The following is a 23,144-nucleotide window of genomic DNA, read 5'->3' on the forward strand; positions in this document are numbered from 1 at the left end:
AAACTTAAACGATTTAGACGCTGTGAGCGACAGATATATTTGAAATAATGAAATTGATAAAAAAATATCAATCATTTCGCGATTTCGCTTGATTTTTTACCATGAATGCATTAGAATGATGAAGTAATCTCTTTTGGTAAAAATAGATAAAGAGAAGAAAAGGCGAGCTTTCGCATTGTACAAAATATAAGAACCGTGAAAAGGTAAAGCGGTTGCAAACTATACACATGTACAGTGGGGGACACTGAAATCCCCGGTTCGGTGAGAAATGTCAGACAAAATTCAAGTCGAACGTCCGTGAGACTTGGCGCATGATTTTGGTCAGCGAAGCTGACAATTTCACACAGACGGGAGCTGCCGGATAACAGGAAAGGGGTATTAAGATGGCTAAGATCGATTTAAGCAAGTACGGAATCACAGGAACAACGGAGATTGTTTACAACCCTTCTTATGAGATGCTGTTTGAAGAAGAAACCAAACCGGAGCTGGAGGGCTATGAAAAAGGTCAGGTCAGCGAGCTTGGTGCAGTAAACGTTATGACAGGTATTTATACCGGACGTTCCCCGAAAGACAAATTCATCGTTATGGATGAGAACTCTAAGGACACAGTATGGTGGACTTCAGACGAGTACAAGAACGACAACCATGTAGCATCCAAAGAGACCTGGAACGCAGTAAAGGATATTGCTTTAAATGAGCTCTCCAACAAGAGACTGTTTGTAGTAGATGCTTTCTGTGGCGCAAATAAAGACACCCGTATGGCGATCCGTTTTATTGTGGAGGTTGCTTGGCAGGCTCATTTCGTAAAGAATATGTTCATCGTTCCGACCGACGAAGAACTGGCTAATTTCGAACCGGACTTCGTAGTATACAACGCTTCCAAGGCTAAAGTTGAGAACTACAAAGAGCTTGGATTAAACTCTGAGACAGCTGTTGTCTTCAATATCACAAGCCGCGAGCAGGTTATCATCAACACCTGGTACGGTGGAGAGATGAAGAAAGGTATGTTCTCCATGATGAACTACTACCTTCCGTTAAAGGGCATCGCTGCTATGCACTGCTCTGCTAACACCGACTTAAATGGCGAGAACACCGCTATCTTCTTCGGACTTTCCGGAACCGGCAAGACTACCCTTTCTACCGACCCGAAACGTCTTCTCATCGGTGATGACGAGCACGGCTGGGATGACAACGGTGTATTCAACTTCGAGGGCGGCTGCTACGCGAAGGTTATCAACCTGGATAAAGAGTCTGAGCCGGATATCTACAACGCTATCAGACGTGATGCACTGCTTGAGAACGTTACCCTGGATGAGAACGGCAAGATCGATTTCGCTGATAAGAGCGTAACCGAGAACACCCGTGTATCCTACCCGATCGATCATATTCAGAATATTGTACGTCCGGTATCCTCTGCACCGGCAGCTAAGAACGTTATCTTCCTGTCTGCAGACGCATTCGGAGTACTTCCGCCGGTATCTATCCTGACACCGGAGCAGACACAGTACTACTTCTTATCCGGATTTACAGCAAAACTGGCTGGTACCGAGCGCGGCATTACCGAGCCGACCCCGACCTTCTCCGCTTGCTTCGGACAGGCTTTCCTGGAGCTGCATCCGACCAAATACGCAGAAGAGCTGGTTAAGAGAATGGAGAAGAGCGGAGCAAAAGCTTACCTCGTAAATACAGGCTGGAACGGAACCGGCAAACGTATCTCCATCAAAGATACCCGTGGTATCATCGATGCTATCTTAAACGGCGATATCCAGAAAGCTCCGACCAAGAAGATCCCGTACTTCAACTTCGAAGTACCGACCGAGCTTCCGGGCGTAGATCCGGCTATCCTGGATACCCGCGATACCTATGCAAACGAGGCTGAGTGGGAAGAGAAAGCAAAAGATCTGGCAAGCCGTTTCATCAAGAACTTCGCTAAATACGAAGGAAACGAAGCTGGCAAGGCTCTGGTAAAGGCTGGTCCGCAGTTATAATGCCAGAAATAAATGGTAAATAAATCCAAGAGGTAAACTTGGTGAGATAGAAAACCTCCAGTTTGTTTGGATGAGAAATGTGATTCTCATTTGAATGGACTGGAGGTTTTTTGTTTCATAGGAAATTACGTCCTATGAAACAAAAAACGCTCCGCGAGGATGCACACCCGCGCGAAGCAGAAACATGTCGCAAGCGACCGCGCGAGACGCCCGGATGTGCCAAGGCACATTTTTTATTGCTGCTGCAAAACACATGTTTGGATTTGAGTATTTCGTGAAGCTGATGGTTATGCTATAATAGAAGCACTTAGTGAGTTTTTAACTGGATTTTCATGTGTACGCTCGGAATCTTTCTGTGCTTGATTTTGTGAGATGATTTTTTACCAGTGGCGCTCAAATTTTAAATTCATAGAGAAGGGAGGATCCTGCCATGCAGAAAACAGTTTCCAGGCGCGCGTACATTGCCATTGATTTAAAATCGTTCTACGCATCGGTCGAGTGCGTCGAGCGAGGTCTGGATCCGTTGACGACGAATCTGGTCGTGGCGAATCCATCGCGGACGGAGAAAACGATCTGTCTGGCGGTATCGCCGCCGCTGAAATCCTATGGTGTGCCGGGGCGTCCCAGGTTATTTGAGGTGATTCAGCGGATTAGGGAAGTCAATGAGGAACGCCGCAGACGGGCGCCGGGACGCCAGTTCCGGGATAAATCGTGGAGAAATGATGAATTAAAGGCGGATCCGTCGCTGGCGGTCAGCTATCTGGTTGCGCCGCCGAGAATGGCGCACTATATGAAATGGAGCACGCAGATCTACCAGATTTATCTCCGGTATGTGGCACCGGAGGACATCCATGTGTATTCGATCGACGAGGTATTCATGGATGTTACGGAATATTTGGGAATTTACAAGGTTTCGCCGCGCGAGCTGGCAAAGCGCATCATCCGCACGGTGTTAAAGGAAACAGGCATCACGGCGACGGCGGGGATCGGGACGAATCTGTATCTGTGCAAGGTGGCGATGGATATTGTGGCGAAGCACGTGGAAGCGGACAAGGACGGCGTGCGGATTGCCGAGCTGGATGAGCAGAGTTATCGGGAGCTTTTGTGGACGCATGAGCCGCTGACTGATTTCTGGCGGGTTGGACCGGGCTATCAGAAGAAACTCTGGCAGGCGGGACTTCGGACAATGGGCGATATTGCGCGTTGTTCACTGGGAAAACCGGGCGAGTTTTACAGCGAGGAACTGCTGTACCAGATGTTCGGCATCAACGCCGAGCTTCTGATTGACCATGCGTGGGGCTATGAGTCGTGCACGATCGCACAGATACGGGCGTACAAGCCGCAGAGTAGCAGCCTGGGCTGCGGACAGGTGCTTCACTGTCCGTACACGGCGGACAAGGCGCGGATCGTGGTTCAGGAGATGATTGACGGGATCTCGCTGGAGCTGGTGGAAAAACGGCTAGTGACCGATCAGCTCGTTCTAACGGTCGGATATGACATCGAAAACCTGACCCGCTCGGAGATACGGAAAGTATACAAGGGACCGGTAACAACCGATCGCTACGGGCGGCGTGTGCCGAAGCATGCACATGGAACGTGGAATCTGCCGCGTGCGACTTCGTCCTCAAGCGAGCTTCTGGAGGCGATGGCGGCTCTGTATGATAAGATTGTCAACCCGGCGCTTCTCATCCGCCGGATGTCGCTCTCGGCATGCCATGTGGTAAATGAGAAAATGGCGAAAGAGCGTGAACAGAAGGAAACATTTGAACAGCTTGATTTGTTTACCGATTACGCAAAAAAGGAAGCAAAAGAGAAGGAAGAACAGAAAAAACGCGAGCGGGAGCGCCGGATGCAGGAAGCGCTTCTGACGATCAAGAAAAAATATGGAAAAAATGCGGTGCTGCGCGGGATGAACTTTGAGGAAGGCGCGACCGCCAAGGAGCGGAACGGGCAGATCGGGGGGCATCAGGCATAGATGGAAGATGTGCTTGCTGAGCTGTATGCCTGTGAAAAGAATCATTGGGTGATGTTCGACAAAAAAAGAAATTGCGGTGGAAAAGGAAAAATGGGAGATCAATATAGAGAGAATGAATTTGAAAACTTAAAAAGTGGACGAAGCCAAATTCCAAAAGGGCAGGAAAGTGACGTTCAGCGCCGCTACGGCGATATCCTTGGTCATTCTTACCCATTTCCCTTGCGCCATGCACGGATGCCGGTGGAGGACCGGGCGGCGCAGTTCGCCTCGTTTGCGGCACTGAATGGCTATGAGGAGGCGGTAGAGGAGGAAGCACGTCTGACCGAGAGGGAAATCGATCTGGATGACAGCGTGCGGGAGACAATCAACCAGACAATTGTGGAAGCGGAGGAGCAGCTGATGCGTGGCGAGACAGTTCGGCTTTCTGTGACCTGGTTTCAGCCGGACGTGCACAAGGAGGGCGGTACTTATCGAACGGCAACAGGACGCTTGAAGAAAATCGACCATTACCGGCAAGTTTTGCGGTTGGCGGAAATAAAGAGTGGAAATCAGCCTGGAACTGAAAACATAGGCGGGGAGATTGCGGTAAATTTCCCACAGATCTGCCGTGTAGAGCTGATAGAAGAGGAAGTGGAGTGAAATGTTACATGGCAGCACAGTTGCTGAAGCTGTGTATGGACGTCCTGAACGGCAAAGGAAAATATCGTTACTGTTTACGGGTAGGCACTTTTGGAACCGAAAGTGCCGTAAGAAAACGCGGTGGCAGCAGGAATTTGCCGTATTTAAATGCGAAGCCACGGCAAATTCCGTTACTGGGCACGTATGCATGAACAGTAATAAAATATCAGAAATCCGTAAGAAAAAAGCACTTTTACTTTTGGGTGAAATAGGGTAGACTGTTAGAACAGAGAAAACCAGATAGAAGAGCTGAATACAGAGTATAAAGAAAAATATTTCACTGGTTTTAGAAACTAAAAAGTGCCTGGGAAGTTTTGAAAAATTTCAGAGAAGTCCCTGGGAACAGACAGGGAGCAGGCATAAGAACAGTCGGAAGGAGATTCAAATTATGAAAAAAAAATCGTTATATATTGCAGGAATTTGTGCAGCACTGTCGGTAGGTGCGCTTGGGTGCGCTTCCAGTGCAAAAGCGGGCGATGAGGAGACAAAGCCGGCTGTCGAAGATACGAAGGCAGCTGGGGAGACTACTGCAGCGGAAACCAGCGAGAGTAATACGGTTATCGAGAAAAACGCCTCGTCTGGTCCGGCATCCGGTACAGGAAAGAAGGTTTCATCCGAATTTATTTGTGTTTATGGTCCGGTTTCGGAGGTTACCAGCGATTCCGTCACGATTGACAATCAGTCGGGAATCAGCAGTGCAGGCGAGATGGTGATCACATTTTCACCGGAAACGCCGATTTTTGACGCAGAGACAGGCAATCCGGTCGATATGACCGAGGCGGAGACGGGAACCGTTGTATATGCCTACATCGGGGAGGCGATGACGATGAGCGAGCCGCCGATCACGAACGGACAGCTCTTCTTCGTCCATGTAACCGATGTGAGCGCCGTGCCGGTTTACACAGAGATCGAGTCGGTGAAAAAGAGTGTAGAGAATGATGATACCGTCTATGTGAAAGCAGAGGATGGCGTGACTTATACTATCAGCGCTGAGACACATATTCTGCCGTATTTAACCCGGAACATCGTGACCGCAGACGATCTGGAAGCGGGAAAGAAATGCGCGATCTGGGCGGATGCGGAAGGAAAGGTATCGAGATTGGTGCTGTTTCAGCAGTAATGGCTGATGTGTATAAAACGATAAATTTATAAATGTGTCATGTGGAGCGGACGGTTTGAACAGCGAAAAACCGTCCGATTTTTTGTGTAATGGAGCTGTCGCACTAAAATAGTGCGGCAGCACTTTTTTGAGATTTAAAACAGTACGTATAATGTATAGTAGATGCTCCAACTCTGATGACGTGAAAATTGCACTTATCTTCGGTTTTTCTGATGATGAACGATAGATCCTGAATCAGATCCTGATAAGTATGATTAGATATTCCTTGCATATAGTAGGCACCACCATTGCAACTATAACAAATAATGTTATAATAAAATAAGGAATATGAGTATTATATGTGGGAGGACAGGTATGGACAAAATTTTTGAAGTAAAAAGTACAACCGGACAAATTATGAATGTCTATGAAGACATCGAAACATATACAGATTTTTTTAATTATGTGGCGTGGTTATCGTTACAGTACGGCTATAGTGGCAGGTACGCACTGCGCTTTTCTGACTATGCGGGGATATAACGGAATATGAAATATATAATGTTTTACCCGGAATGTGTTATAATTACTGCAGTCGTATTGTATATTAAACATTTACTCTATCCTTATGATTTTCGTGAAAAATTTCCTTATGACGATCCGCCGCCGAAGTTTTTTGGCTCTTTCTCATTGGGGGAATTAGTACAATATATAATCCAAGTATTAACGTTACCTATTATAGGATTTGCTATGATTCCTTTGCAATTTTTAGGGAAGGTAGCGGATGTAATACTTATAATTTTATTAGTTATGTGGTGGTTTATACCAACAGGACTCGCTAGAAAAATAGATGACTGGTAATAGAAAAGCGTCCCTGTATAAAAGCAGAGGACGCTTCAGACTGTAGACAAAGCCCCGCTTTTGCGGGGTTTTGCTATTGTTAGAACCGCTTTTCTGATATAATGATATCAGAAAGGGCGGTGTTTTTTATGATGACGAAAAATGCGGATAAAAAAAGAGAACAGATGCTTATGTTCTGCATGGATGACATGGTACCCCAGAATCACATGCTACGGTTAATCGATAAAGCCATTGATTGGAACTTTATTTATGACTTAGTGGAAGAAAAATACTGCCCTGATAATGGCCGGCCGAGTATGGACCCTGTTATGCTCATAAAAATTCCGTTTATTCAGTACCTCTATGGAATAAAAAGCATGCGGCAAGCAATGAAAGAGATTGAGGTAAATGTTGCCTACCGCTGGTTTCTTGGCCTGGATATGATGGATTCGGTTCCACATTTCTCTACATTTGGAAAAAACTATACACGCCGTTTTAAAGATACGGATCTTTTTGAACAAATCTTTTCCAGAATTCTCGAAGAATGTATGAAGTACAAGCTTGTAGACACCAGCCAGATATTTGTTGATTCAACGCATGTAAAAGCTTGTGCTAATAGTAAAAAAATGAGAAAAAGGATTGCTCATGAACAAGCCCTTTGGTATGAAGATGAGTTAAAAAAGGAAATTGAGCAGGATCGTCTGGCTCATGGGAAAAAGCCATTGAAAGAAAAAGATAAGCATCAGCCGCCAACATCTGGAGAAACCAGTTCAGAAGACTCAGAGACTTCAGTAGAAATTCCGTCCGATGTCAAAACACAAAAAAAGCAGTATCACTGATCCAGAAAGTGGCTGGTTTCGAAAAGGGGAACATAAACATGTTTTCGCGTATGCAGTCGAAACCGCGTGTGATCAGCATGGATGGATTTTGGGATATAGAGTTCATCCTGGAAATGAGCATGACAGTAGAACGTTTAAGGCACTGTATGAAAAAGTAAAGTCATTTGATCCTTCTATGATTATTGCAGATGCAGGATACCGGACACCGGCGATTGCCAGAAGGCTGCTATTAGATGGAATTGAACCTTTGTTTCCGTATAAGCGCCCGATGACAAAAGAAGGCTATTTCAGAAAGCATGAATACGTTTATGACGAGTATTACGACTGCTATCTTTGCCCTGAAAATCAGGTGCTTTCTTATAGCACAACAAATCGGGATGGCTATCGTGAATACAAAAGCCGTGGATATATTTGCTGTAATTGTCCTCAGAAATCTAAATGCACAGAAAGCAAAGATCATGTGAAGCTGGTAACACAACATGTATGGGAAAGATACATAGAGAAAGCAGAAGATATCCGTCATACACTGGGAAACAAAGAGATTTATCAAAAACGACAAGAAACGATAGAACGAATCTTTGGAACAGCGAAAGACCATCATGGTTTTCGATATACTCAGTACATAGGAAAGGCACGGATGGAAATGAAAGCCAGGCTTACTTTTGCATGCATGAATCTGAAAAAACTAGCTAAGATACTGGCTATGGGAAATAGAAAATCGATGTCATTTATGTTTAAAGTTGAAATTTTACTGAATGAAATGAACGCAACAGAAAAGTGGTGCCTGACCTAACGATCAAACACCACTTTGTCTACAGTTTGAGAATGTGCCAAGGCACATTCTTTTTTTACAGGCAAAGCCAACTTTCAGTTTGAATATTTGTGAATCGCTATATGACAAGACATATGTAATAAAAAGTGTCAAAATTTCATTGACACAGCTTTTCTCTTAGAGGTATAATCACAGAAGTTTACCGTGTGGAAGCTATATGGACAGAGAAATATGGCGTGGCAAAGATGTCGGATACATAGTAAAGAAGAAAATGAACCGCAGCTGTCGGAAAAATGGTATGGTTTCTGTCAATCGATGGGGATTCGGAAGCGTGAACAGAGCGGTGAAAAAAGGAGAGGAAAAAGAGATGGATCAGGAGATAAAGCAGCGGATCGAGACATTAAAAAAAGAGAAGGATGCCGTGATTCTGGCACATTATTACGTAGATGGAGAAGTGCAGGAGATTGCCGATTATGTGGGCGATTCGTATTATCTGGCGGAGCTGGCGACGACGGTGCCGCAGAAGACGATCATTTTCTGTGGCGTGTCATTTATGGGCGAGAGTGCGAAGATTTTAAGCCCGGAGAAGACGGTTATCATGGCAGATCGGAGCGCGGACTGTCCGATGGCTCACATGGTTGAGGTGGAGAAGATCCGCGAAGTACGCAAAGAGTATCCGGATGTAGCCGTTGTCTGTTATGTGAACTCGATGGCGGAGATCAAGGCAGAATCGGATGTCTGTGTTACCTCATCGAATGCACTCAAAATCGTGAAAAAACTGCCGAACAAGGATATTTTCTTTATTCCGGATGAGAATCTGGGACGTTTTATTGCAAAAAAGGTGCCGGAGAAACATTTTATTTTCAATGACGGTTTCTGCCATGTACATAAGAGTATTCATGCGGAAGATGTAAAGAAAGCAAAAGAGCTGCATCCGGAGGCAGTTGTGCTGGCGCATCCGGAGTGTACCGGCGATGTGCTGGAGCTGGCAGATTTTGTCGGAAGTACCTCCCAGATTATTGATTATGCGACGAATTCGGATGAGAAAGTCTTCCTGATCTGCACCGAGATGGGCGTGTTCTATGAACTGCTGCAGAAGAACCCGGAGAAGAAGTTTTTCTCCGTAGGTCACCGTCAGTTTTGCCCGAATATGAAGAAGATTCATCTGGACAGCGTACTGCGGGCGCTGGAAAATCCAGAGGAGGAAGTGGAGATGGATGAGGCGATGCGGCAGAGGGCGGTTGGTCCGCTGGCGCGGATGCTGGAATTGGCAAAATAAAGGAATAAATAAAGACACAATATAAACAAATAGACCCAAAAGGATCATTCAAAGGATTCCCACAGAAAATGCTGCAAATCAGCGTTTCCGGCTGTGATTGCCTGTCAGGAAAACATACAATCACAGCTAGAGACCAGACAGCGGCATTTCCTGTGGGATTTAAATTTTAAATGGAGCGGCTCTGCTTATTCAGCCACAACCGCTTTCACAATCTCCGCAATATACATATCATGATAGTCCTTCTCCGGATAGAACTTGCTGTCAGCGTCCTTATCGATAAAATCTGCCGGATTCATGGATGTGCGGTACATTTTGCGGCAGATGAGGATGGTGTCAGCTTCTTCAAATGCCGGTACGCCGTCGATGAAGACCGGGGTCAGGTCGGCTTCCTTGATTTTGTCGTGGTCACGGCCGGATACGGAGCCGCAGAGTTTGAGGGCATCGCGGTGTCCGTCTTTTAAAAAGCTGACGGAGAAGAGTTCTTCTTTGTCTATAAATTCTTTGGTGTAGCGCTGGGGACGGATATAGCAGGTAACAGCCGGTTTGCCCCAGAATACGCCTGCGCCGCCCCAGCTGGCAGTCATGGTGTTGAATTTATCCTCGGTGCCGGCGGTTAAAAGCATCCAGTCGGAACCGATGCGGGTAAACGGGTTAAAATTTAATTCTTCTGGCTTTATTTCTTTGAAGCTCATCGAAAAATCCTTCCTTTCCTGTCTGAATTGATTATTCTGTGAGTACCTTACCATTATCAGAGAAGAAAATCAAATATATTTTCGAAAATTCATTGACAGATGAGAAAAAAAGAGGTAGTCTTTAAATTAAGGTTAGAGACATCTAACTTGAGTTGCGGCATTCTAACCTGAGTTTGTTCATGCTAATTATGTTTTGTTTTTGATGAAACACAATATAATATGAGCACTTAGTGCGAGTCGTATCTAAGGACTTAATGAGGCTGAGCCAGAGGCAAAAGCGGAATTTAGTACTTGCAAAAAGAGTGGCAAGCAGAGTATGCTATATATTTTAAACGAACAGTTAGTCTGCGCTAATAAAAAGCCGGGTTGTGGACGGAAACGGCAGATGTGCGGAAAAATAATTTAGAAGATATGGAAAGAGAGATGATACGATGCAGCAGAGAGAGCAGATTATCAGCGAACTGAAGAGACGGGGGAAACGGATGACCGATCAAAGAAAGATCATGTTGGATGTGATCCTGGAGGGAAGATGGAGCAGTTGTAAGGAGATCTACTACGAGGCATCCAAGCGCGACCCGGGGATCGGCAAGGCAACGGTGTACCGGATGATTGCAGTGCTGGAAGAAATCGGCGTTTTAAACCGTTGCCGCCAGTATTCTCTGCGGAATGAGGATGAGCTGTCAAGTATAACTTCGGATGCCAGTTGATAAAAAATCTCAATAAGGAAAGTTAGGTTTGACTATCATGGGGGTAAGCTGTTACCATCTACTTGTACCTCAGAAATGAGTCATTAAACGCAGCTATATTCGCATTTGAAATGGAATAAATAGTTTTCAAAAATCATATGTGAATATAATTTAGATAATATCAGAGGAGGAGTAATCATGATGGACATTTTCAAATTAAAAAAATTAGGTTTATTTGCAGGCGGCGTTTTGTTCGGAACAGCAGGTGTTAAGATTCTTGGCAGCGAGGATGCAAAGAAATTTTACGTAAACTGCGTAGCAGCCGGACTTCGTGCACGTGATTGTGTGATGACCACCGCTACCAATATTCAGGAGAACGCTGAGGACATCCTGGCTGAGGCAAAGCAGATCAACGAGGCTCGCGGCTATGAGAGCTTTGGTGAGGATGAGGATTTCAACGAGACTGCTGAGGCAACCGAGGCCGCACCGGAGGCTGAGAAGGCAGAGCAGTAATAGCAACTCCAAGAATACATGAATCTAAATAACAGGGGGGCTGCCGCAAGATAGCATGGGATGCTGTCTCGCGGCAGCTCTTCTATAACCGGAGGAAGATGAATCATGAAATTCATTATAAAGCATGAAATCAAAGGAAGAATCCGTATCAGCCTTGCCCGGAAATTCCATACCGTGCGCGAAGCGGACGTTTTGGAACAGTATCTGCTTGGCCTGGACGGCGTGACGGCGGCTAAGGTGTATGAGCGGACAGCAGATGCGGTTATCTATTATAAGGAGGATCGGGAGGCGGTACTCGTACAGGTAGCGGCGTTTGATGGTCAGATTACCGAAAAACAGGAGATGGCAGTTAAAAGCAGCGGACGCGCCCTGAATCAGGAGTACAAAGAAAAGCTGATTCAGAAGGTACTGACCCGCTTTGCGACGAAGACATTTCTCCCGGCGCCGGTCCGTGCGGTATACACGTCCGTGCAGGCGATCCGTTATATCGTGAAAGGTATCCACTGCCTCGTATTTAAGCGCAAGCTGCATGTGGAGGTGCTGGATGCGACGGCGATCAGTGTTTCCCTTCTGCGCCGCGATTTCAATACGGCTGGCTCCGTTATGTTCCTGCTCGGCGTCGGTGAGCTTCTGGAGGAGTGGACACATAAGAAATCCGTTGGGGATCTGGCGCGGAGCATGTCCTTGAACGTGGAAAAGGTCTGGAAGAAAGTGGACGGAACCGAAGTCCTTGTACCGCTTTCGGATGTTACTGCAGGCGACGAGCTGACCGTCCATATGGGTACAGTGATTCCACTGGATGGTGTCGTAGTGAACGGCGAGGCGATGGTAAACCAGGCTTCGATGACCGGCGAATCACAGCCGGTCAGAAAAGAACCGGGCAGCTATGTTTACGCAGGAACCGCGCTGGAAGAGGGCGAGATTACTTTCAAGGTAGAAAAATCTGCTGGCTCCACCCGTTATGAGCGTATCGTACAGATGATCGAGGATTCGGAGAAGCTTAAATCCTCTGTTGAGGGCAAGGCATCGAACCTGGCAGATGCACTCGTTCCGTGGAGTCTGGGCGGTACAGCGCTTACCTATCTGCTGACCCGCAACGCGACGAAAGCACTGTCGATCCTGATGGTTGATTTCTCCTGTGCACTGAAACTGGCAATGCCGCTTGCAGTCCTGTCTGCGATGCGTGAGGCAAGCCAGCATCACATTACGGTCAAGGGCGGCAAGTTCCTGGAGGCTGTTGCCGAGGCGGAGACGATCGTATTTGACAAGACCGGAACACTGACCAAGGCAAAACCGGTTGTATCCGATGTGGTATCTTTCAACGGCATGGAGAAGGACGAACTGCTTCGTATCGCAGCTTGTCTGGAAGAACATTTCCCGCATTCGATGGCAAACGCGGTCGTACAGGAAGCAAAAAAACGTTATCTGGTACATGAGGAGATGCACTCGAGAGTAGATTACATCGTAGCGCACGGTATCGCTACCTATGTGGGCGAAGAACGCGTCGTGATTGGAAGCCATCATTTCGTATTTGAAGATGAGAAATGTATACTTCCGGAGGATGGAAAAGAGAAGTTTGAGAACCTTCCGGAAAATTGTTCCCATCTTTACATGGCAATCGGCGGACAGCTTGCAGCCGTTATCTGCATTGAGGATCCGCTGCGTGAAGAAGCACCGTCTGTCATCCGCCAGTTAAAAGAGGCAGGATTTAAGCGCATCGTCATGATGACCGGCGACAGCGAGCGGACAGCAGCGGCGATCGCGAAGAGGGTCGGTGTGGATGATTATTTCTCCGAGGTACTTCCGGAGGATAAGGCGCGCTTTGTTGAGGAGGAGAAGGCGAAAGGTCACAAAGTTATCATGATCGGTGACGGCATCAACGATTCACCGGCCCTGTCAGCGGCAGACGCGGGCATCGCAGTCAGCGAGGGTGCGGAGATTGCCAGAGAGATCGCGGACATCACGATCAAAAAAGATTCTCTGGATGAAGTTGTGCTTCTGCGTCATCTGAGCATGGATCTGATGAAACGTGTCCATGGAAACTATCGTTTCGTCATCAGCTTCAACCTAGGTCTGATTCTCTTAGGTGTGGCTGGTATCATCACACCATCGATGTCGGCGCTGCTGCACAACAGCTCGACACTGGCGATCAGCTTAAAGAGCATGACGAACCTGCTGCCGGAGGAAGAGCGGGAAGAGGCGTAAGGAGTCCGGATACTGGCTTGATTAGCTTGATTGTATTCTCAATTATAAAATAAGTACAGTGAAACAGATGTAGAATGGGAAGAAAAAAGCCTGTTTTACATCTGTTTTTCTGCTATCTATTAACATTTGTTTTTTCATATAAATAATGCTATAATCGAAAAGCATCAGAGAGCGTACATTAAACTAAAACGGAGGATAAACCTTTCATGAAAAATGACTTATTCACAATCGGCAGCATCACGATTCATGGCTATGGTCTGATGATCGGCATCGGCATTATCGCTGCGTATTACATGGCAGAGTACCGGGCAAACAAGCGGGGGATGGACGTCGATATGATCCTCTCCATCGCGATCTGCGGTGTCGTATGTGGAATTTTAGGTGCAAAAATTCTGTACTATGTCACAATTCTGGATGAGATTGTAGAAAACCCGAAGAAATTGTTAGATATCAGCGATGGATTTGTCGTATATGGCGGCATCATCGGCGGTGTGCTGGGCGGCTATGTGCTGAGCCGGATCAAGCATATTTCCTTTTTTCAGTATGCGGATCTGGTCATGCCGTCGGTTGCGCTCGCACAGGGCTTTGGACGGATCGGCTGTTTCCTGGCTGGCTGCTGCTACGGTATGCCGACCCACAGCCATTTTGCGATCGTGTTCCACAATTCGGACTTTGCCCCGAATAACATTCCTCTGGTTCCGACCCAGCTCATCTCAAGCGGTCTGGATTTTCTGCACTGCCTGCTGCTTCTTTATGCGGCGAAAAAGTGCAAAAAACAGGGGCAGGTGGTATCCCTGTATCTGATCTGCTACAGTCTGGGACGCTTCGTGCTGGAATTCTTCCGGGGGGATTTGAACCGGGGATCGGTCGGATCCCTATCAACTTCACAGTTTATCTCACTGTTTATCTTTGCGGCGGGCGTGGCGATGTTTGTGGTTTGTGGGAAGAAAGCGCAGGCAGTTTCGCTAAAAGAGGAGACAGTGAGTCAGGAAAAATAAAAGCTATTTATAGAGGTCATGTATGGAACACCATATTGCTATGATGACAGAGCAATGTGTATCGGCAGATAATGCTTGAAATGTAGAAATAAAGGGTGTAATATAGAGAAAAGACGTCATGAGTGTATATTACATCTTGAAAAACAGGATAGATTCGTTTGGCAAACCTGTAGAAATACAGGGACGCAAAGCATAGAAGCCTAACATGTGATATGAAAAATGAATGTCAGATATATTACATTAAGGTGGTTCGGCTGCAATCAGATATTGATTGCAGCTTTTTTATTTCCTAGGAAGCTGCGTTCTATGAAACAAAAAAGCATGGAAGGAGAAAAATATATGGAAAAGAAAGAGGACAGCGAATTTAAAATTGCCATAGTGGGACTTGGATACGTTGGAATGCCGCTGGCAGTCGCATTTTCGGAACAATTTCCAGTTATCGGTTTTGATGTAAACAGCCGGAAGATTGCACAGTATAAAAAGGGAATTGATGAGACACTGGAAGTGGGGGATGAGGTTATTTCCAGCTGTAGTGTTGAATTTACAGATGAAGAAGCAAAGCTTAGAGAGGCATCGTTTGTAGTGGTGGCAGTCCCGACTCCGATCAATGGAGATAAGACACCGGATTTGTCGCCGGTGATCCGGGCGAGTGAGACGGTAGGACGAAACTTGAGAAGCGGAGCGATCGTTGTGTATGAGAGTACGGTGTATCCTGGCGTGACGGAGGAGATCTGTGCCCCGATCCTTGAAAAAGAAAGTGGATTAAAGTGTGGCGTGGATTTCAGGATTGGATATTCACCGGAGCGAATCAATCCGGGCGACCGGGTTCACACGCTCAAATCGATCCGGAAGATCGTATCGGGAATGGATCCGGAAACACGGGACCGGATCGGGCAGATATATGATGCAATTATTGAAGCAGGAACGTTTCCGGTATCCTCTATTAAGACGGCGGAGGCAGTCAAGGTAGTGGAAAACAGCCAGCGGGACATCAACATCGCATTTATGAATGAGATGGCAATGGTATTTGAGCGGATGGGAATCGATACCAATGAGGTCGTGGATGGCATGAACACGAAGTGGAATGCGCTGGGATTCCGCCCGGGACTGGTCGGAGGGCACTGTATCGGCGTGGATCCGTACTATTTTATTTACGAGGCAGAGCGGCTTGGATATACCAGCCAGATTGTAGCATCCGGGCGCCGAATCAATGACCATATGGGAATTTTTGTGGCAGATATGGCATTGAAAAAGATGATTTGTGCAGGAATTGATCCGTCTAAGGCGAAGATAGTGATTCTGGGAATTACCTTTAAGGAAAATTGCCCGGATATCCGGAACACCAAGGTGCTCGATATCATCAATTATCTGCGCGAATACGGGATCGAGCCGCAGGTAGTCGATCCATGGGCGGATAAAGAATTGGTAAAACAGGAATACAGCGTCGAATTAAAAGAATGGAGCGAGATCCAGAATGCAGATTGCGTGATTCATGCGGTTGCACATGGAGAATTTCGCGACCGCGGACTAGAAGGAGTTGTTTCGCTGATGGGAACGGAGCGGAGTAAGAAAATACTGTTGGATATCAAGGGCGAATGGTCAGTCGATGCGCTGAATAAATCGGGGGTTATCTGGTGGAGAATGTAAAAAACAAACGGAAAAAAAGCTGGATTTTTCTGGGACTGGCTGCCGGTGTGTTAGTGATGTCTGCCGGCATCTGGGGCATCTTTTTTATGAATAAAAGCTATTCACCGAATGCGAAAGCCTATGTGGATGGAAGAATTGAGACAGGAGATTCGGAGATAGATAAGGCGTATGAGAAGTTCTTTTTATCAGAACCAGCGGAGATTATCCAGGATCAGGAAGAAAATCCGGAGAAAACCATCCGAATTTTGTTCCGGGGCTTAAATGAGGATGTGAACGTCAATGAAGCGGTGTTAAAACGCCTGGAGGAGACAGGAATCAAGGCATCGTTTGCCTTGTCTGCGGCAGAAACGCTGGAAAATAAGGACTATGTTGCCAGAATGTTAAAAGCCGGTCAGGAGCTGGTAAGCAATGGAACGGATGGAAGCGGAAACCTGCAGAGCCGGGAAGTCAGAGAAATGATCGAGGATATGCTTACATCCCGGGAGGCAATTTCGACCGGCGCCGATGTGGCAGTGCCGCTTTTATACTGTGACAGTGAGGTGACAGCAGAGCTTCTGAATGCGGCGGCGATCAGCGGTTATGAGGCACTGGTGGATCCGAACGAGGATCGTGTCATCACGGATGATACATTTTCCAGCCGGGAAGAGATAGAAAAAGAAATCGATTCGCTGCAGGGTCAGACGATCCTCGTGTTTGATCTGCGGGGGAAATGGCAGCCGGCGCAGGAAGAGGCGGTTTATGCACAAGCGCCAGTGATCGATAAACAGGAAGATCTGAAAGAAACGCCGGAAGAGACGGAAAAAGAAACCATTTCGGTGCAGGAAGAATTTCAGTGGCTGACGGAGGTGCTGGAGGAGAAAGAAATTCCAACCGGTCCCGTCGGAGGAATGGAAAGAACCCCGGGCATACAGGTACTTCGGCAGCAGGCGGATGCGCCGGATGCCGAACGGGCAGCCGTATATCATTATTGCCTGACGAAAGAAGCAAAAATCGGAGTGGGAATTATCAGCCTTCCGGAGAAGAGCCTGCTTCGTTCCCTTCTGGCAGAACTGGAAAAAAATGCGGCATCAGCTACCTTTTTTGTCAGTCCGAAAGAACTTGAGACGCGCGGCGAGGAGATCCGGGAAATTGCAGAAGCCGGATATAGCATTGGATTGACGGATGGCGGGGAAAAGGTGGAGACGGCGGGAGCCGCATTTGACTCCATGCAGTCGGGACTCCATGCGCTGTATCAGTATACAGAAGATCCGGCACGGCTGTACTATGTACAGAGTGAAGAAAATCTGGATTCGGTCCGGATCGCTGCGAAGCTTTTAAATGTGAAGGTAGTGCAGACGGAAGCGGAGAATTCCATGCAGGCGGGAGCGTTCTATATTCTGGATCCGAAGAACCGGAAAGCGGTAGAAGAACTGAAACAGAAAGCGGAAGGGGCAGGTCTGGCACTTTCGGATATACAGACGCTGATTCAGAATTCCGGCACGATCCCGGTTCTGGCACCGGAAAAGGTCAATGAAATGCGCCGGAATAATCAACAAAAACAGGTAGAAGCGCAGAACATGGTCTACACGACGGAGCGTGCGTTCAGTTTTTCATTTTATGATCTGGGACATGAAAATGCCGTCCTGGATACGCTGGACGCGATGAAAGCGAGAAATGGAAACGTTACCTTTTTTGTCACATTGAATGAACTGATGTCAAAGCCTTCTCTGATTGAGGCAATTCTGGCAGATGGTCACGAGGTGGATATTGCGTATAAGGCAACGAAGAAATATCCGCAGACATTTGATGCGGTGACACAATATCTGAATGCATGGGAAACCTACGCAAAATGGCGTTATGGAATCGATTCAGAGATTGTTTTTATGCCGAATGGCAAGGCGGAGAATGAGACGAAGGAAGCGCTGCATACGGCGGGATGTAGCCTGATAGAGAGTACTTTCCGTATCGTAAAAACCGAAGATAAGGAGATCGTTCTGGATAACATTCCGGAAGTGATTGGAAAACTGGAGCGTATCCGTCTGACGAGAGGTGCATTTGTCAGCTTTAATATGGGATATTATGAGAATGACCGCTATACGCAGCGGGGATCCACCATTTTTGGTGTCATGCTGGATGGCTTTATGAATGCACATGTGGACACCTTGGCGTACCGCTCACATGACACAGGAGAAATTGAAGATGCGAGCCGATTTGAAATACATACAGTCAGCCGAATGCTGGATTCACCGGAAAAATATACGCTGAGCAATCAGAAACAGACGGATATCACGCTGGATAAAAACATCCTGACGAATATGGCGACCGATCAGGACCGCTTTAACTGGATTCGGGATCACTACATCGGAACCCGGTTTATCGACACGGGAAAGAAGCTTCCGGGATTTTCTGCGAGCGAAGTCAAAAGTCTGGACAAGAGCGGTGTCTTCACGAATGATAAAGTGATTTTCTTCTCCTTTGATGACTGGGGAACGGAACAGTCCTTAAATGAGCTTCTGTATGTGCTGGAAAAGCAGAATGTCAAGGCTACTTTCTTTATCAAAACAGAGTATGTGGATGCAAACCCGAACCTGCTTCGCACGATCGCGGTAAAAGGGCATCAGATTGCCTGCCATACGGATGGACATATACCGCTGGCGAATCCATTGGATGAAAATGAAAGTGTCGATCTGACTCTGACGGACGAGGAGGCACTGAATCTTCGGAAGGACATTGTGACTTCTTATAATAAACTGTACAAATATACCGGAAACGTAGAGGTAGATGGAAAACCGGCGTTATCAAAGATGTTCCGTCCGCCGACACTGGCAGTCAGCAAGATCGGCATCAGCCAGGTGTTCGATGTCGGATTTGACTATTCTGTTTCGGGAGAAATTTCGACAGGAGATTATGAGGCAAGCAGTTATGAGGACATGCTGGAACGTCTGCAGCGCAGAAGAATTTCACAAAATGAATATATGCGGGTACACGACGGAACGGTCCTGGTTATGCATATGCAGGAAAATGCCAAATACACGGCGCAGGCCCTGGATGCGATGATACCGATTTGGAAGGAACAGGGGTATACATTTGCGCGGATTGATGATTATCTTGGCAGATAGGATAAATTATGGGTAAAAAGCTTTTTAAGAAAAAAGAATGGGATTTAAAAACATTTGACGGAGATATTCTGTTAAATGAACGGGCGGATCGAAGAGTTCTGCCGGATGTGCCGGATCCGGAGGGAATCCGCTCCCAGTTTGACCGGCGCGGTGTATCGGCGGATAATGACAGTGTCGAATCCGTCATTTTGAACCGCAAGTCAGGAATCCGCTTTGTTGCCGGATTTCCGGTGGAAGTTTCATTTCGGGATATGGCGGGAAAGAGGAAGACCATTTCGGCGGTCAGCGGCGATATATCGGAAACGGGTATATCGCTCCGTTTCCCGGATCTTGCAAGCGTGGAACGCTTAAGAAAAGGACACGGGATGTGGCTGAAATTTGAGATCCCGCCGGGCAGTATGCCGGAGGGGCGGGAGATGAAGGTCCACATGGCGGCATCCTGTGTCAGAATGTTTGAAAAAGACGGTGAATTCTACGCCGGATTCGAATTTGTGGAAGATCTCAGGACGTATATGCACAGACATAAGGATCGGTATCTTTATCTTGGCAGTCTGCTCCTCTTATTTGGAATCAGCCTGATGATTGCACTGATGCGCGCAGAGAGTGTTATTTATTTCAAATACAATGCGCTCCTGTACTCATACAGTCTGGTGGCGGCGCTGTTTCTTTTAAGCCGCTATGCGTTCGGCGCACTGTACCGTCCGGTGAAAATCAATCCGGATTTTAAACCGAGCGTGACGATCATCATTCCGTGTTTCAACGAGGAGACATGGATTCGGAGAACGATTCTCTCCTGCATGAACCAGTATTATCCGTCGGATAAGCTGGAGGTCATTGTGGTGGATGACTGTTCTTCGGACCGCTCCGTTGAAGTAATAAAAGAGACGATCGAGGAGATAAAATCTTCCGTAGGGGAACGTCTGCGCGTCAATAACCGCCTCTCCTATATTGTCCAGGAGAAAAATGCGGGAAAACGGGCGGCGCTCTGCCGGGGCGTGGATGTGGCAAAGGGGGAACTGGTTATTTTCGTTGATTCCGACAGTTTCCTGGATCCATATGCGGTTATTAACCTGGTTCAGCCGTTCCAGGATCCGAAGATGGGTGGTGTAGCAGGAAGAACGGATGTGGCAAATACCTATACCAACAGCCTGACCAAAATGCAGGCCGTTCGCTATTATATCGCATTTCGTGTGATGAAAGCGTCGGAGGCCCTGTTTGACACGGTTACCTGTCTGTCGGGACCGCTGTCCTGCTACCGGAAGGAAATTGTGAAGAAACATGAAGAGGACTGGTTAAATCAGCGTTTTCTAGGACACAAGGCGACGTTTGGAGATGATCGGGCGATGACGAATTTCGTTTTGAAGAACCACCGGACCTATTATCAGGATACGGCGATCTGTTCGACGATCGTGCCGAATCAGCAGAAAGTATTTTTAAAGCAGCAGATGCGCTGGAAACGTTCCTGGCTTCGTGAGTCGCTGATGGCAGGAGAATTTATGTGGAGAAAAGAACCGTTTGCGGCGGTCAACTTTTTTATCGGTCTGCTGGTGCCGATTCTGGCACCGGTTGTGGTGGTGTATAACCTTTTTTATGTGCCGTTTACACAGCATATTTTTCCGACGACCTTTCTGGTCGGCCTGCTTTTGATGTCTCTGATGATGAGTATTGCACAGCTTTTCTTCCGGAAGAGTACAACGTGGTATTTTGGATTCTTATTCTGCCTCTACTACGAGATTGTTCTCTTGTGGCAGATGCCGGTAGCATGGGTGACATTCTGGAAATCGACCTGGGGGACCCGCATGACACCGAGTGATGTGAAAGAAAAGGAAAAGAAAGAGAAGAAAAAGCAGAAAAAACAAGGGGGAACGGCGGATGTATAAGATAGAGACGCGAAAAGATAAAATAAAAATCATCCGTACCATCCTGGAGAGCGCGGTTCTTTTAACTCTGGTGTTTGCGATTGTACGCACGCTGAATGTCAACAGTGTCTATATGCCATATGATCCGCAGGATAAGAGTGTGGTAAGCGGCGAAGAATGCGGCTTTCTGGCCGTGTCCTATTTTGGCGTGGACCGCCAGGGAACGGATACGCTGATCTCAACGAAGGAGCTGGATGAGCAGTTAAAGACACTGTATGATCTGGGGTATGTGACGATCAGTCAGGCGGACATCGAGGCGTACTATCAGAAAAAGCAGCCGCTTCCGGATAAGGCATTGTTTCTGATGTTTGAGGACGGACGCCGGGATACCGCGCTGTTTTCTGAAAAGATTCTGGAAAAATATAATTATAAGGCGACCATCCTGAGCTATGCGGACAAATTTACTGAGAAGGATCCGAAGTTTTTATCCGCCAAGGATCTGAAAAAACTTCAGGACAATGGCTATTGGGAGCTTGGAACAAATGGATACCGGCTTTCTTACATCAACAGTTATGACCGGTATGACCGTTTTTTAGGGCAGATGACGAGTGATGAATTTGTCAGTGTGAATCAGTATCTGGGGCGGGATTATAACCATTATCTGATGGACTATATACGGGATGAAAACCGGATTCCGGTCGAGAGCGACAAGGCGATGGAGAGCCGCATCACGCAGGATTACCACTTTATGGAACAGATTTACAGTGAAGAAGTAGGGACGGTGCCGGAGCTTTACTGCCTGATGCATTCCAACACGGGACGCTATGGCAATACGACCAGTGTCAGCCAGGTAAATGGGGATAATATCGAGGAACTGTTTGAAATGAACTTTAACCGGGATGGTTATGCGCTAAATACGGTCAAGTCGTCCATCTATGATCTGACGCGTCTCCAGCCGCAGGCGTACTGGAGTACAAACCATCTTCTGATGCGTGTGAAAGCGGATCTTCCGGAAAACCAGAAACAGAAGATTGTGTTTGTGACGGGAAAAACAAAGCGGGATAAGGAGAGAGCGGGAAAATGGTCCTTAAAAAGTGGAGCGGACGAGTTTAAGAAAGACAGTCTGGTCGTGACGAGTGAGCCGCAGGGAGAGGGACTGATCTCGTTAAAGAATGTTTCGGTTGAAAATGCGGAGATATCGGTTAAGCTTCAGGGAAATAAAATCGGTGGTCAGACGATCTATCTGCGGGATTCGGAGGATCATTCCCGGTATATTGCGGTATCTGTCCAGAATAACCATCTGATCCTGTCTGAAAAAGGAGCGAATTCCACCAGCACAACCATGATGGACAAGGATCTGCATGATTTAGTGGATGTTTCAGATCGGATTTCGGTGGAAGAAGATAAAAAAGATTCGCTGGTAGCCGAATATAAAATGCGGGGACGCTTTGCTGACAGTGCGGCGGACAGCCTGGTATTTTACAGAGAGGCAGGAGAAGCCGGAAAGGTCAAGGCACGATCGGTCGCCGACGGGGCAGATGAGTACATACCGGAGCTTCAGATCAATGATCTGGGAGATACGGATCTCAAGATCCGCCTGGAGGGAGAGAAACTTCAGGTATGGGTCAACGGCACGGATGTGACAGGCACGATCAAAGTGTCTGTTTCCGGGGCGGGTATGGTCCGCCTTGGGGCGAGCTGGGGCGGCTTTGGCTACAGTCAGAGAAATGTGGCCGATGATGTGTATGACGGCGTATTCAGCAAGCTGCTGATTACGGACGGAGATAAAACAGTGTACGACGGGCGTCTTCCGGAAGTTGAGAAACTAGCGGATGCGCTGAATGACAAATGGAATGCAGTGCTGAACTGGTTTATTAAGAATTTATAATATGGTTTGCGGACTGAAATTTTCTAAACGAAAAATTCACTGATGAACATGTGCGTAAACGATAACGAAATGAATGAGGGCAGATAGGAAG

General features: G+C 47.1%; 16 protein-coding genes, 1 pseudogene and 1 riboswitch. Of the genes and pseudogenes, 16 read left to right on the top strand and 1 reads right to left on the bottom strand.

The annotated features are described in order from the left end of the window. Positions 1-383 precede the first annotated feature (383 nt). The 8 genes and pseudogenes from pckA (at position 384) to nadA (ending at position 9,467) form a co-directional block, all read left to right on the top strand. On the top strand, positions 384-1,988 hold the full coding sequence (pckA, locus tag DWX68_RS04220) for a phosphoenolpyruvate carboxykinase (ATP) (RefSeq protein ID WP_118523506.1): 1,605 nt from the start codon (positions 384-386) through the stop codon (positions 1,986-1,988). Between the two features lie 430 nt (positions 1,989-2,418). Continuing rightward, positions 2,419-3,963 carry a DNA methylase gene (locus DWX68_RS04225; protein ID WP_118628677.1) on the top strand — a complete coding sequence of 515 codons (1,545 nt, stop codon included), beginning with the start codon at positions 2,419-2,421 and terminating at the stop codon, positions 3,961-3,963. Between the two features lie 90 nt (positions 3,964-4,053). Next, on the top strand, positions 4,054-4,602 hold the full coding sequence (locus DWX68_RS04230) for a hypothetical protein (RefSeq protein WP_147354940.1): 549 nt from the start codon (positions 4,054-4,056) through the stop codon (positions 4,600-4,602). A 427-nt stretch (positions 4,603-5,029) separates the two neighbouring features. Further along, positions 5,030-5,761 carry a hypothetical protein gene (locus DWX68_RS04240; protein ID WP_118628680.1) on the top strand — a complete coding sequence of 244 codons (732 nt, stop codon included), beginning with the start codon at positions 5,030-5,032 and terminating at the stop codon, positions 5,759-5,761. 354 nt (positions 5,762-6,115) lie between these two features. Further along, positions 6,116-6,280, top strand: a complete 165-nt coding sequence (locus DWX68_RS14620; protein ID WP_154106756.1) for a hypothetical protein — start codon at positions 6,116-6,118, stop codon at positions 6,278-6,280. 6 nt (positions 6,281-6,286) lie between these two features. Then, entirely contained in the window at positions 6,287-6,598 is a 312-nt protein-coding gene (locus tag DWX68_RS04245; protein WP_118468855.1) for a hypothetical protein, read from the top strand. Between the two features lie 128 nt (positions 6,599-6,726). Next, positions 6,727-8,171, top strand: a pseudogene (locus DWX68_RS04250) (IS1182 family transposase). A 384-nt stretch (positions 8,172-8,555) separates the two neighbouring features. After that, positions 8,556-9,467: a quinolinate synthase NadA gene (gene nadA, locus DWX68_RS04255; RefSeq protein ID WP_117796479.1), complete on the top strand. Its 912-nt coding sequence runs from the start codon at positions 8,556-8,558 to the stop codon at positions 9,465-9,467. A 185-nt stretch (positions 9,468-9,652) separates the two neighbouring features. On the opposite strand, the gene DWX68_RS04260 is transcribed toward nadA, so the two are convergent. Further along, the gene (locus DWX68_RS04260) at positions 9,653-10,159 is read right to left on the bottom strand and encodes a flavin reductase (protein ID WP_118628681.1); all 507 of its coding nucleotides are present in this window, start codon (positions 10,157-10,159) and stop codon (positions 9,653-9,655) included. Positions 10,160-10,590: 431 nt separating this feature from the next. Between DWX68_RS04260 and DWX68_RS04265 the strand changes: the two genes are divergently transcribed. The 8 genes from DWX68_RS04265 to DWX68_RS04300 all read left to right on the top strand — a co-directional run bounded on the left by DWX68_RS04265 (position 10,591) and on the right by DWX68_RS04300 (position 23,053). Next, entirely contained in the window at positions 10,591-10,866 is a 276-nt protein-coding gene (locus DWX68_RS04265; protein WP_107000128.1) for a transcriptional repressor, read from the top strand. Positions 10,867-11,043: 177 nt separating this feature from the next. Further along, positions 11,044-11,358: a DUF6110 family protein gene (locus DWX68_RS04270; protein WP_022359851.1), complete on the top strand. Its 315-nt coding sequence runs from the start codon at positions 11,044-11,046 to the stop codon at positions 11,356-11,358. 105 nt (positions 11,359-11,463) lie between these two features. After that, complete coding sequence (locus DWX68_RS04275) at positions 11,464-13,563, top strand: heavy metal translocating P-type ATPase (protein WP_118628682.1); 2,100 nt, start codon at positions 11,464-11,466, stop codon at positions 13,561-13,563. Positions 13,564-13,769: 206 nt separating this feature from the next. Beyond that, positions 13,770-14,561 (top strand): prolipoprotein diacylglyceryl transferase, encoded by a 792-nt coding sequence (locus tag DWX68_RS04280; protein WP_118628683.1) that lies wholly within the window; start codon positions 13,770-13,772, stop codon positions 14,559-14,561. Between the two features lie 150 nt (positions 14,562-14,711). Beyond that, positions 14,712-14,823: riboswitch (cyclic di-GMP riboswitch) on the top strand. 77 nt (positions 14,824-14,900) lie between these two features. After that, positions 14,901-16,208, top strand: a complete 1,308-nt coding sequence (locus tag DWX68_RS04285; RefSeq protein WP_118628718.1) for a nucleotide sugar dehydrogenase — start codon at positions 14,901-14,903, stop codon at positions 16,206-16,208. Beyond that, positions 16,196-19,306 carry a polysaccharide deacetylase family protein gene (locus tag DWX68_RS04290; protein WP_118628684.1) on the top strand — a complete coding sequence of 1,037 codons (3,111 nt, stop codon included), beginning with the start codon at positions 16,196-16,198 and terminating at the stop codon, positions 19,304-19,306. The genes DWX68_RS04285 and DWX68_RS04290 overlap by 13 nt, the downstream gene beginning before the upstream one ends. 8 nt (positions 19,307-19,314) lie before the next feature. Beyond that, complete coding sequence (locus DWX68_RS04295; RefSeq protein ID WP_118628685.1) at positions 19,315-21,186, top strand: glycosyltransferase; 1,872 nt, start codon at positions 19,315-19,317, stop codon at positions 21,184-21,186. After that, positions 21,179-23,053: a hypothetical protein gene (locus tag DWX68_RS04300; RefSeq protein WP_118628686.1), complete on the top strand. Its 1,875-nt coding sequence runs from the start codon at positions 21,179-21,181 to the stop codon at positions 23,051-23,053. The genes DWX68_RS04295 and DWX68_RS04300 overlap by 8 nt, the downstream gene beginning before the upstream one ends. The last annotated feature ends 91 nt before the right edge of the window (positions 23,054-23,144 follow it).

The organism is Clostridium sp. AF20-7 (assembly GCF_003479275.1).
Lineage (GTDB): Bacteria > Bacillota > Clostridia > Lachnospirales > Lachnospiraceae > Otoolea > Otoolea fessa.

Excerpts from the sequence above, each read along its gene's own strand:
- DWX68_RS04295 (WP_118628685.1), top strand. The coding sequence starts at position 19,315 with ATGGGTAAAAAGCTTTTTAAGAAAAAAGAATGGGATTTAAAAACATTT.
- DWX68_RS04285 (WP_118628718.1), top strand. The coding sequence starts at position 14,901 with ATGGAAAAGAAAGAGGACAGCGAATTTAAAATTGCCATAGTGGGACTT.
- nadA (WP_117796479.1), top strand. The coding sequence starts at position 8,556 with ATGGATCAGGAGATAAAGCAGCGGATCGAGACATTAAAAAAAGAGAAG.
- DWX68_RS04260 (WP_118628681.1), bottom strand. The coding sequence starts at position 10,159 with ATGAGCTTCAAAGAAATAAAGCCAGAAGAATTAAATTTTAACCCGTTT.
- DWX68_RS04245 (WP_118468855.1), top strand. The coding sequence starts at position 6,287 with ATGAAATATATAATGTTTTACCCGGAATGTGTTATAATTACTGCAGTC.
- DWX68_RS04275 (WP_118628682.1), top strand. The coding sequence starts at position 11,464 with ATGAAATTCATTATAAAGCATGAAATCAAAGGAAGAATCCGTATCAGC.
- DWX68_RS04265 (WP_107000128.1), top strand. The coding sequence starts at position 10,591 with ATGCAGCAGAGAGAGCAGATTATCAGCGAACTGAAGAGACGGGGGAAA.
- DWX68_RS04270 (WP_022359851.1), top strand. The coding sequence starts at position 11,044 with ATGATGGACATTTTCAAATTAAAAAAATTAGGTTTATTTGCAGGCGGC.
- DWX68_RS04240 (WP_118628680.1), top strand. The coding sequence starts at position 5,030 with ATGAAAAAAAAATCGTTATATATTGCAGGAATTTGTGCAGCACTGTCG.
- DWX68_RS14620 (WP_154106756.1), top strand. The coding sequence starts at position 6,116 with ATGGACAAAATTTTTGAAGTAAAAAGTACAACCGGACAAATTATGAAT.
- DWX68_RS04300 (WP_118628686.1), top strand. The coding sequence starts at position 21,179 with ATGTATAAGATAGAGACGCGAAAAGATAAAATAAAAATCATCCGTACC.
- pckA (WP_118523506.1), top strand. The coding sequence starts at position 384 with ATGGCTAAGATCGATTTAAGCAAGTACGGAATCACAGGAACAACGGAG.
- DWX68_RS04225 (WP_118628677.1), top strand. The coding sequence starts at position 2,419 with ATGCAGAAAACAGTTTCCAGGCGCGCGTACATTGCCATTGATTTAAAA.
- DWX68_RS04280 (WP_118628683.1), top strand. The coding sequence starts at position 13,770 with ATGAAAAATGACTTATTCACAATCGGCAGCATCACGATTCATGGCTAT.
- DWX68_RS04230 (WP_147354940.1), top strand. The coding sequence starts at position 4,054 with ATGGGAGATCAATATAGAGAGAATGAATTTGAAAACTTAAAAAGTGGA.